11 protein-coding genes and 3 tRNA genes are annotated in these 10,012 nt (G+C 60.3%); all 14 read right to left on the bottom strand.

From position 1 onward, the window contains the following. Positions 1-300: LptF/LptG family permease (locus tag Q1K49_RS02680; RefSeq protein ID WP_300522488.1), on the bottom strand; the 300-nt coding region annotated here is incomplete at its 3' end. Continuing rightward, the gene (locus Q1K49_RS02685; RefSeq protein WP_300522491.1) at positions 297-833 is read right to left on the bottom strand and encodes an HAD family hydrolase; all 537 of its coding nucleotides are present in this window, start codon (positions 831-833) and stop codon (positions 297-299) included. The genes Q1K49_RS02685 and Q1K49_RS02680, both read right to left, overlap by 4 nt. Continuing rightward, positions 826-1,653: an acyl-ACP--UDP-N-acetylglucosamine O-acyltransferase gene (gene lpxA, locus Q1K49_RS02690; RefSeq protein ID WP_300522493.1), complete on the bottom strand. Its 828-nt coding sequence runs from the start codon at positions 1,651-1,653 to the stop codon at positions 826-828. The genes Q1K49_RS02685 and lpxA overlap by 8 nt, the downstream gene beginning before the upstream one ends. Continuing rightward, entirely contained in the window at positions 1,650-2,099 is a 450-nt protein-coding gene (gene fabZ / locus Q1K49_RS02695) for a 3-hydroxyacyl-ACP dehydratase FabZ (protein WP_300522496.1), read from the bottom strand. Before fabZ ends, lpxA begins: the two co-directional genes overlap by 4 nt. Before the next feature lie 80 nt (positions 2,100-2,179). After that, a complete protein-coding gene (lpxC, locus tag Q1K49_RS02700; RefSeq protein ID WP_300522498.1) occupies positions 2,180-3,046 on the bottom strand; it encodes a UDP-3-O-acyl-N-acetylglucosamine deacetylase in 867 nt (288 codons plus the stop codon). Next, on the bottom strand, positions 3,043-4,194 hold the full coding sequence (gene lpxD / locus Q1K49_RS02705) for a UDP-3-O-(3-hydroxymyristoyl)glucosamine N-acyltransferase (RefSeq protein ID WP_300522500.1): 1,152 nt from the start codon (positions 4,192-4,194) through the stop codon (positions 3,043-3,045). Before lpxD ends, lpxC begins: the two co-directional genes overlap by 4 nt. Further along, positions 4,175-5,452, bottom strand: a complete 1,278-nt coding sequence (locus Q1K49_RS02710; protein WP_300522501.1) for a hypothetical protein — start codon at positions 5,450-5,452, stop codon at positions 4,175-4,177. The genes lpxD and Q1K49_RS02710 overlap by 20 nt, the downstream gene beginning before the upstream one ends. A gap of 46 nt (positions 5,453-5,498) precedes the next feature. After that, entirely contained in the window at positions 5,499-7,241 is a 1,743-nt protein-coding gene (locus Q1K49_RS02715) for a BamA/TamA family outer membrane protein (protein ID WP_300522503.1), read from the bottom strand. 82 nt (positions 7,242-7,323) lie between these two features. Further along, positions 7,324-7,974: a hypothetical protein gene (locus Q1K49_RS02720; RefSeq protein ID WP_300522506.1), complete on the bottom strand. Its 651-nt coding sequence runs from the start codon at positions 7,972-7,974 to the stop codon at positions 7,324-7,326. 55 nt (positions 7,975-8,029) lie between these two features. Further along, a complete protein-coding gene (locus Q1K49_RS02725) occupies positions 8,030-8,650 on the bottom strand; it encodes a sigma-70 family RNA polymerase sigma factor (RefSeq protein ID WP_300522508.1) in 621 nt (206 codons plus the stop codon). Between the two features lie 86 nt (positions 8,651-8,736). Continuing rightward, positions 8,737-9,393, bottom strand: coding sequence for a histidine phosphatase family protein (locus Q1K49_RS02730; RefSeq protein ID WP_300522511.1), 657 nt, complete (start codon positions 9,391-9,393; stop codon positions 8,737-8,739). A gap of 289 nt (positions 9,394-9,682) precedes the next feature. After that, positions 9,683-9,758, bottom strand: a tRNA-Thr gene (locus tag Q1K49_RS02735). A 3-nt stretch (positions 9,759-9,761) separates the two neighbouring features. Next, a tRNA-Glu gene (locus tag Q1K49_RS02740) sits at positions 9,762-9,837 on the bottom strand. 5 nt (positions 9,838-9,842) lie between these two features. Next, positions 9,843-9,918, bottom strand: a tRNA-Lys gene (locus Q1K49_RS02745). Positions 9,919-10,012: the final 94 nt, after the last annotated feature.

A 10,012-nucleotide genomic window follows, 5' to 3' on the forward strand; every position in this document is an offset into this window, starting at 1 on the left:
CGCCTTCAAGGCCACGAGTTCGCTCGATGCGGAGAGCCGCCCGAAGGTGAGCAGCGTGGCCAGGAGCGACGCAAGGGGAATGACCACCACCACCACCGAGGGAAGCCTGTACAGAAACAGCCGTACCACCACCCACAGAGAAACGCCCCGCTCGATGATGAGGTCCGCGATTTCGAAGAGAACGCCCCCGGCGACAAAGAGAACGGTAAAGATGAGGATGCCGAAAACGAAGGCGCTCTGCATCTCCGAGACGACATAACGGTCCAGAATCCTCCGTTTTCCCCAGCGCAGGATGCTCACCGCTCCTCCGTTTCCTCCGGGGTGGAACCGGCGTGGATTCCGTCCGCGGAATCCACTGCGTCCTTCTCCCTTGCATTCAGGAAAAGGACATGCTCCGCCGCCTCCCGCACCGCCCCGAATCCACCCGCCGCACTCGTAACGAAACGGACGTTCCGCTTGACCTCAGGACGGGCATTCGCCACGGCGATACCCAAACCGGACCAGCGCAGGCAGGGGATGTCGTTCACATCGTCTCCGACGAACGCCACTTCTTCAGGCGCAAGCCCCAGCTCGTCCGCGATCCGGCACAGGACGGGAAGCTTTTCCAACACTCCGTTGACGCACCGCTTCACGCCGAGATCGGCGGCACGCTGGGCCGTCGCGGCGGAATGGCGACCGCTGAGAAAGGCGACCTCCACACCGGAGGTCCGAAGCCGCACGATGCCCATGCCGTCCTGAATATCGAAGCGCTTCCACTCGTTGCCGCACCCGTCCATCCAGACTCCGCCGTCGGTGAGCGTTCCGTCCACGTCGAGGGCGAAGAGCCTAATCATCGGGATGTCTTTCTCCCGCACCGGAATGGCGCCCCGAAGAGGCCCAGGACGTGAGCCCCCGCTTGGAGGCGGCGACGAAGGCGGAAATCTCCTCCACGAAGGAATCTTCTGCGGCTTTCTCTGCCAGAAGGGCACAGGCCTTGCGGAAGGGGAGACCCGATTGATACAGCTCTTTGTACAGGGAGAGAAGATGCCCCCTCGCGGCGGCATCGAAACCGTTCCGCCGCAGCCCGACCTTGTTGAGCCCGAAAAGGCGCGCCGGACGGCCGTCGGCCATGGTGAAGGGAGGAACGTCCTTGACGATCTTGGACAGACCGCCGATCATGCAGAACCGCCCGATGTGGACGAACTGGTGCACTCCCGCCATGCCGCCGAGCACGGCACGATCTCCCACGGTGACATATCCCGCAAGCCCTACCTTGTTCGCGAGCACCACGTCGTTTCCGACCCGGGCGTTGTGCCCTACGTGGGATCCTTCCATGAGGTAGGCCCGGTCTCCAACGATGGTGCTGTTTCCCTCTCCCGTGGCGCGATGTACCGTCACGTTCTCGCGGAACACCACACCGGATCCGATGCGGACCCAGGTCTCTTCACCCTTGAAACCGAAATCCTGAGGCTCGCCTCCGAGCGTCACATGCTCCTCCAGGCGACACCCTTCGCCTATTTCAACAAAGTTCCGAATCCGGACAAAAGCGTTCAGAACCGTTCCCGCACCGATGCGGACCTTACCGTCCACAATACAGTAGGGACCCACAGACACGTTCTCCCCGAGTTCGGCTTCTGTCGATACGATCGCCGTCGGGTGCACGGAGACACTCATTCTTCATCCTGTCCCTTCTGCTGGAGACTTCTGGAAAGCACGAACCCCAACACGGCCTCGGCCACGGGAGCACCGTCCACTCTTGCAACGGTGGAAACCTTGCCGAGCCGCCCTCTCACCTTGACGACCTTCGCCTCGGTGATCAACTGGTCCCCGGGACGAACGGGTCTGCGGAATTTGGCCTCGTCAACGCTGGTGAGATAGGCCACGAGATCATCCCCTCCGGGAAGGTTCTTCACGAGCATGGAGGCGACCTGTCCCATGGCTTCCAGCAAAAGAACCCCCGGCACGACGGGCTCGCCGGGAAAATGTCCCTGAAAAAACAGCTCGTTCATGGTGAAATTCTTCAGTCCGACGACATGGTTTTCGTCGCATTCCAAAATACGGTCCACCAACAGGAAAGGATAGCGATGGGGAAGACGTTCCATGATCTCTCCGATATCCACGACCTTCGACCTCCCGACGACACGAGACTTGATTTCTTCACGCTCCCAATATCACGAACGGAGCGAACCCTCCGTTTTCTTTATCCCCTGAAGTGAGCCGCTGCGGCCAAACGGCGCAAACGGCGTACGAATTCGAGATGCAGGGCGTGCCCCGCCCGAAGAGCCACGACATGCGCATGGAGAGGCATTCCAAGCAAAAGAAGGTCCCCCAGAAGATCGACGACCTTGTGGCGCACGTATTCGTCGGGAAAACGCAACCCCTCGGGGTTAAGCAGGCCATCGTCCCCTACCACCACCGTGTTCTCCAGAGAGCCTCCTTTGGCGAGTCCCCGGGAACGCAGTCCCTCCACCTCCGACAGGAGCGCGAAGGTTCTCGCCCCGGCCACTTCCGAGAGAAAGGCTTCAGCGTCGCCGAGCGCGAAGGAAAAGATACTGGTTCCCACGAGAGGATGAGCATAGTCGAGCACATAGGTGACCCGCGCCGTTTCCGCGGGAGATGCGGTGATGAGGCGATCCCCTTTCGATCCCGTCACGACGATGGGTGCGAAAGGACGTAAACAGCCTCTTTCCGGGCTGCGGGAATCCGCCGGGGACATTTCCCGAGCTTCGTAAAGCATCTCTGCAAAAGGAAGGGCGCTCCCGTCGAGAACGGGAATTTCGCCTCCCTCCACGTCCATGTCGATATCCCCGATGCCGAGACCGGCCACCGCCGCAAAAAGATGTTCCACCGTGAGCACCTGGAAGGGTGGATCACCCGGAAAGAAAACGCGGCTTCCCCGACCGTCGCCGTTGGGAATTCCCTGTTCCAGCGCAAAAAAACGCCCTCCGGAACCGATTCGAATGCCCTTGCCTCCGTTCGGCGCAACCCGAACACGGACGGACTCTCCGGAATGGAGCCCCGTTCCGGAAAATTCCACGGCATGACGCAGGGATCCTCCGAAACTCACGGGACATCGCCCTCGGACTTTTCCATGTTTCCCGAATCCGGGGCCGAGGCCCCGGTCCCATCTTCCCGGACGGACAGGGCCTGTACCCGTTCCGACGTGGCTTTGACTTCCTTCTCCAGGGCACGGAGGCGTTCCATCAGTTCAGGAAGATGTCCCCGAACACTTTGGATGCGCAGCTCCTTTTTGTGATCCCGGGCGGGAAACCCCGAGACAAGTGCTCCTGCGGCGACGTCCTTCGTCGCACCTGCATTGGCCGCAAGAACGGCCTTCTCCCCCACCCGAACGTGTTCCGCAACACCGCTTCGAGCGGCCAGAATCGCACCGTCGCCCAGCACCGCGCTTCCGGCGATCCCCGTAAAGGCCACCAGAATGCAGTTTTTTCCCACCAGGGCGTTATGTCCCACGTGGACGTGATCGTCCATTTTGGTTCCAGACCCGACGACGGTGTTTCCAAGAGTGCCCCGATCCACGGTGGAACAGGCCCCTATTTCCACATCGTCGCCGATCTCCACGGAGCCCACCTGAGGGATTTTGAGCTGCTCCCCCCGCTCGTCCTGGATAAAACCGAAACCGTCCGCACCCAGAACGACTCCGGAATGAAACCTGCAGTTCTTTCCAACTCGAACTCCGCCACAGATCGAAACAAGAGGGGCGACTCGCGTTCCGTCGCCGATCACCGCGTTCTCTCCCACGTAATCCTGCGCCTCGAGCACGACATGTTCCCCGATACGTGCACCGGACGCCACCACGCAACAGGGACCGACGAAAGCCGTGGAAGCAACGCTTGCCGCAGCGTGCACCACGGCTGTGGGATGTACTCCGGGCAAGCGATGTAGAGCCGGAAAGAAACAGGGGACAAGGGCGATCATGGCCCGGCGGGGATCCTTCACCTCGATACCGTTCCGTGTCGCGCCTGAAGAGGAAAGCCACCCCTTGGGAACGAGAACGGGCACGTCTTCGGGGAGTCCTTCGAGAAACTCCCGACGCCACACCACGGCCAAGTGCTCCTCCCGAGGCTCCCGGGGAGTGCAGAGCCCCCGAACGGACGACATTCCGTCTCCCCAAAGGACGCCATCGACCCGTCCCGCCAATTCCGCAAGCGTGTACACGGCGCACCGCACCGGAGGACTACAGGTTTCCCACTGCACGAAGACTCACCTCGTCTTTGTCGCGTTCGTCGTAATGAACTTCGAGGGAGAGGTGCTCCGTGAGCCGCCATCCCACTCCACCGTTGTTGCCGTAGTCTTCGCTCCACCGCCACCACAGGTAGGGACGTCCCGGCTTCGCTCCGTCAATCCAGAGCCGCCACCACAACGTTTCTCCCGGATACGCCACTTCCGCGCCGAGCCAGGCCTCACCCCAGGGCGACCAGCGGACCCCCCAACGACTTTCCACCGCGAAATCGTTCAATGCGGCGATCCACTCTCCATACAGCTCGACTTCCCAGCCGGACCAGGGCTGCGCCTTTCTTCCGAGATGGAGGCCGATCTCGCCGTAACGATCGTCGGTCCCCGCATACGCCGCCACCCAGGCGGCAATGGCGTATTTCCCACTCTCCACACGAACATCGAGAGGGGCAAGTGTTTCGGGAACAAAGGCCACATCCACCCTGGCTCGAGCGTTCCGAACGGTATTCCTCTCGGCGAGAACCTCTCCCGCCCATCTCTCGACATCGTCGCGATGGCGCTCCACCCACGGCACGGGCAATCCGGCGAGAGAGGAAAGATCCATCAGAAGCTTCTCGTGAAGATCCTTCCGCAACATGAGCGGCAACGTTGCCGAACGGAGCCGCGGAACGAGCGCGAGCACCAACGGAGGACGCGGAACGAGTTGTATCTGAAGCTGTGCCCCGCGTTCCCGCAAACGAACCAAGGGGATGGCGTCCCATCCCGGCAATGCCTCCCGGGCAAGATCCCGGACGAATTCCCGAAAAGCCTCGTCCCCCCAGGAAAGCGCTTCGAGGGGAACACCCTCCAATGCACCTGCAACGGCAGGAACGAGAGCCGCCGTGTCCTCCGCAAGCCATTCCGCGGGCGGTGAAGGAAGGTTTCCGTAGGCGAGTGCCACACTCCATTCGAAAGGCGACTCCGTCGCTGCCTGGAGCACGATGCGCGCGTCGTTTCCGTGCACGCGGGCATTCCGGACGGCATATCCCTGAAAGAGGCGGGACGCGACGAGGGAAAGGACTCTTTCCTTTTCCGCTGCCTCCACCGGGCGAGGGGCAACTTCGTCCCACACCACCGTGAGACTCCGGAGAGCCACCCGTTCGAGCCACTCCGGAAGCCCCTCCACGGCCACACCGCAAAAGGCGGGCCCCGTGAACACCACGAGCAGCAGAAGGGCTGCGAGCCCAGATGCAGCCGCAGCCCTTCTGCTTTTTGCGGCGGAGAAAGCGTTCCCTCTCACCGCGGAACGGCGCCGTCCTTCTTCGGCGACGTCATTCCGCAGCGACCTAGAACAGCTCTCCGAATCCGAAATGCGTTCGCGTCTCATCCGCTCCCTCGGCAATGTCGAGGCGAATGTTTCCCAGAGGCGTCCGAACGCGCACGCCCACACCCCAGGCATCCTGGAGATCGGAGAAACTGAAGCTCTTGTCGTCTTTCCAGGCGTTCCCCGTGTCGTAGAAAACCGCCAGGGAAAAGGCCTTTTCCATGGGAATCCGCAGCTCCAGGTTCGCCAGGAACATCTCCGAGCCCTCGAATTCGTCGTCCTTGAAGCCTCGGAGCGTGTTGGATCCACCGAGGAAATACTGTTCCGCCCAGGTGATTTCTCCGGAGGAAAATCCCGCCCGGACTCGGGCGGCGAAGATCACCGGGTTGTCCTCCGTAATGGCGCCGAACGTGTCGATGTATTTTTCGAAGCCTCTCACGGGCGTGTAGTACTTTCCCTCGATCCAGTACTTGGTGTAGCTGAATTCGCCACCGAGCGCCTCCATGGCATGCTCCACGTTGAGGGACTCGATGTCCCCCTTGGGATAGGACAGGTAGGGATCGACGTTGTTCCGCTGGAGCGTTCCCGTGAGGGAGAAGTTCTTTCCCGCGAGGAGATGCCCCCGGATGTAGTCCGTGTCGTCGAAATCGCCGGAGATGACGCGGATCTCGTTCTCGTGCCAGTCCGCCGTGAGATACCAGCTCAGCTTGGAATCATGGGAGAACTTCTTGCCCGCTCCGAAGTAGATCCCCTGCTTCTCCTGGTCGTAACGCACCTTGAAGGAGCCGTCATCGTTGTACCGATCCTGATCGATCCATTTGCGCTTGTAGACGCCAGCACGCCAGGCGTAGTGGGACTCGTCCATATAGGGCTCCTCGTAGCTGAGCCAGTACTGCTCCCGATCGCCCGTCTCGAAGCCCACCGAGGCACGGTGGCCCAATCCCTGCCAGTTGTTGTCCTCGTAGCCGAGCCCCCCGCTCCATCCGCTCTGGGATCCGTGGCCGATGGAGAAAGTGACCCGTCCGGTCTTCTGCTCTTCCACGGTGAGAACGAGCGTCACCTCATCGGGCGTCTCCGAGGGCTCGAAGCCGACGTTCACATCCTCGAAGTAGCCCATTCCCTGAAGCTTGTTGAGGGAATGCCGAAGTATCGTGGAGTTGAAGAGATCACCCTTTTTCAGCTTGATCTCCCGCTCGATGACGTAGGTCTTGGTCCTCTTGTTGCCCTGGATGATGATGTCCCCCACACGCGGTTCGAGGATGCGGACCTTGATGATTCCATCCTCGATCTGGACGTCCTCCACCCGCACAAGGACATAACCGTCCTTCTGGTATTTCTCCCGAATGCGCTGCAGGTCGTTCTGGAAGAAGACCCGGTTGAAGATGGTCCCCGGAGCAGTGAAGACGACGCGCAGGAGTTGCTCCGACGAATAGATCGTGTTCCCCGAGAAGCGAATGTCCTTCACCATGGGGTTTTCCCTGACCACATAGACGACCTGAACACCATCCGCCTGTGGAACGAGCTGCACATCCACCACGGCAAAGAATCCCAAGCCGTAGATGGCCTCCACGTCCTTCCGGAGCTGCTCCCGATCCAGCGGTTCGCCGATTCTGGTACTCACCGTGGCAAGGATATGCTGGGAAACCACCTGCTGGTTTCCCTCGACGGAAAGCCCTGTGACGACAGGCTCCGCCGCCCACCCCACGCAAACCTCCAAGAGCAGCAGCATTGTCATGAGAAAGACGTATGGCGTTTTTCGCCGCACCCGAAACCCACTCCCCCCCAGAAAAATTCCCTTATCCCGAACGACGGGGCACACCTCCGGAGAAATCCCTACGGATCCGCACTCAAGGGGCCGAGGTCTCTCCGCTCTCCTCCACCACAGGGACCGCCGTTTCCCGCAGGGCACGTTCCCCTTTCTGCACCAGGGCCAGAACATCCTCCAGAGGAACAGTCCCTCTTTTTTCCTTCTCCTCTGCGCGCTCCCGCACGACAAGAAGCGTGGATGGCGTCGTCCCCCGGGCTGGAACAGCTCGTTCCACCTCTCGGGGAACGGCGGCAACCGTGCTTTTCGCCCGAAGAGGCACATCGGTCCCGCTTGAACTTCCGCTCCGCTCCGCCCACTCGCTCAGGGAAGAACGCATCGCCCGAAGAAGATCTCTTTCGTCGGGTGTTACGAATTCGAGCACCGTCACGGAATTCCTCGCCACGGAATACGCGGAAAATCCCGGATCTTCCGTGGAAAGGGGAAGAGCCGCGCACAAAAGCAGCAGACCTCCCACCAGAGCGACCCGAAAGGGGAACACCCATTCCCGCGAAGAAACACGCACTCTCCCGAGAGATTCTTCCTCGGCGCGTTCCCACAGACCACTTCTGACCGTCTCAAGTTCCGCCCTGGCACATTCGATCTCCAGCAGCGCTTCGGGCCATTTCTTGAGCCTGCACGCGAGAGCACACCGCTCAATCCATTTGGAAATCCGACGTACGTTCTGTTCCATGACTACCACTCTCTCGTCCGTCCAGGGGAGTCAGGAAGTATATCCTGCTCTGAGTTTATCCCCTTCGAGAGTCCGTTTGTGGTTCGTCTATGCCGAGAAGGACACGCAATTTCGCCATCGCTTTTCGTTGGATTTTGTAAATGTGGCTCACGTCCACTCCCTGATCCTTGGCATAGACCCGTGCCTTTTCACCCTCCACAAGAAGCGCCTGCACCACCTCGGCTTCGCGTCCCCGAAGTCGCGCCAGCCCCTCCTCAAGGGAAATCGCCCAATCCAGCCGATCCTGATCCGTTTCCTCGACCTGGACATGTTCGTCCTCATCCACCGGAATAGGTGCTCTGGCCTCCACCCGCTGCAGAAAGTTCACCATTTTTCCCCGAATGCGGTAGTACGCGAAGGTGGCGAAACGAAAGCCTCTTTCAGGTTCGAAACGGTCCACCGCATCAATAAGCGCCAGCATACCCTCCTGAATCATATCCGGAAAAGAGGCTCTGGACACGTGAAATTTCTTCGCCAACCAGAATACCAACGAGCGATAGGTGAGAATCAAGCGTTCCCGGGCTTCGTCATTACCAGACTTCGCAAGAACCCACAGTCGAGATTCCTCTTCCCTGGAGAGGCGGAGAGGCGCTCCCTCGGTACCTGCGTCATCTCTCCGATGCGCTTCATCGTTCATACTGCCACTTCCTTCTCGGGGCGCCGGAAAACAGCGTCGTCGTCTCCCGGACGATTGTAGCAGGAGAACGCGCGAAGCGCCATCAGTCATTCCGGAATGGGGAGGAGGATCTCGTCCCCGGTCCGCACATGTAGCGCATCGTTCAGGAAGCCGAGCATCACGTGATCTCCCCACACATCGATGCCGACCAGACCGCAGTTGTCAAGACGCATACGCCAGGCAAAAGACGAGGGGAGTTTGAGGAGAGCGGTGACGGCAGCCCTGATGGTTCCTCCGTGACAGACAAAACAGATGCGGGAAAAAGTGCTCTCCAAAAGCTCCTGCATCACGTCTCCGACTCGCCGCAAAACATCCTCGAAGGATTCTCCACCGGGAGGAACCACTCCGACGGGATCGTCCCTCCATCGACGATAGAGCGAACCGTAGAGATCCCGCACCTCAAGAACGGACAGCCCCTCCCACTCGCCGAAATGAATTTCCGCAAGCCCATCGCGAACCAGAAGCGTCGTATCGCTCCCGCACGCTTCCTGGAGAAGACGCGCCGTGGTCAGCGCTCTGTCGAGAGGACTCGCGACGATCACTTCCGGCTTCCAGGCGGCAACCCGACGCGCCAGGCGACGTGCCTGCTCCCTCCCTGCCTCGTTGAGCGGAATGTCGCTTCTCCCCTGATAACGAAACGAATTGTTCCATTCCGTCTCCCCGTGGCGGGCGAAAAGGAGTCGTTTCTGGTGCGATTCGGTCATGACGTCAAATCCTTTCTCTCACGTCGTGTTGCATTCCCCAGGCCGGGAATGCATCGGCGAAACATTGCCGCGAGCGAGCACACTCCATTGCGGAAACACGTCCCTTACCCCAAATCCGACCGCAGGCAGAACGGCTTCGAAAAGGGCTTTTCGCGCAAGAACGGATTCGGCAACGGAGCCGACTCCGTAAACACGAAAACCCCTCCGCAAAGGAGGGGTTTCTTCATGTGCTCACGATACACCGCTACACATCCGCCAGGATCTTCCGCCGTGATCAACGGCTTGAAAATGGAGCCGGCGGGCGGACTCGAACCGCCGACCTGCGCATTACGAGTGCGCTGCTCTACCTGCTGAGCTACACCGGCAAATGGCGGTCCCAACGGGATTCGAACCCGTGTCGCAGCCTTGAAAGGGCTGTGTCCTAGGCCACTAGACGATGGGACCTCTCCTGGTGAGTCGTGTGGGAGTCGAACCCACGACACCCGGATTAAAAGTCCGGTGCTCTACCTGCTGAGCTAACGACTCGCGATACACGGCGGGGAGCATCATACACGGGATTCGAAAAAGTGTCAAGAGATCAGGTATTGCAAGCGTCTTCTGCGATGGAATACGCCACTCC

Source organism: Aminiphilus sp. (assembly GCF_029975095.1).
In the GTDB taxonomy this organism is placed as follows: Bacteria; Synergistota; Synergistia; order Synergistales; family Aminiphilaceae; genus Aminiphilus.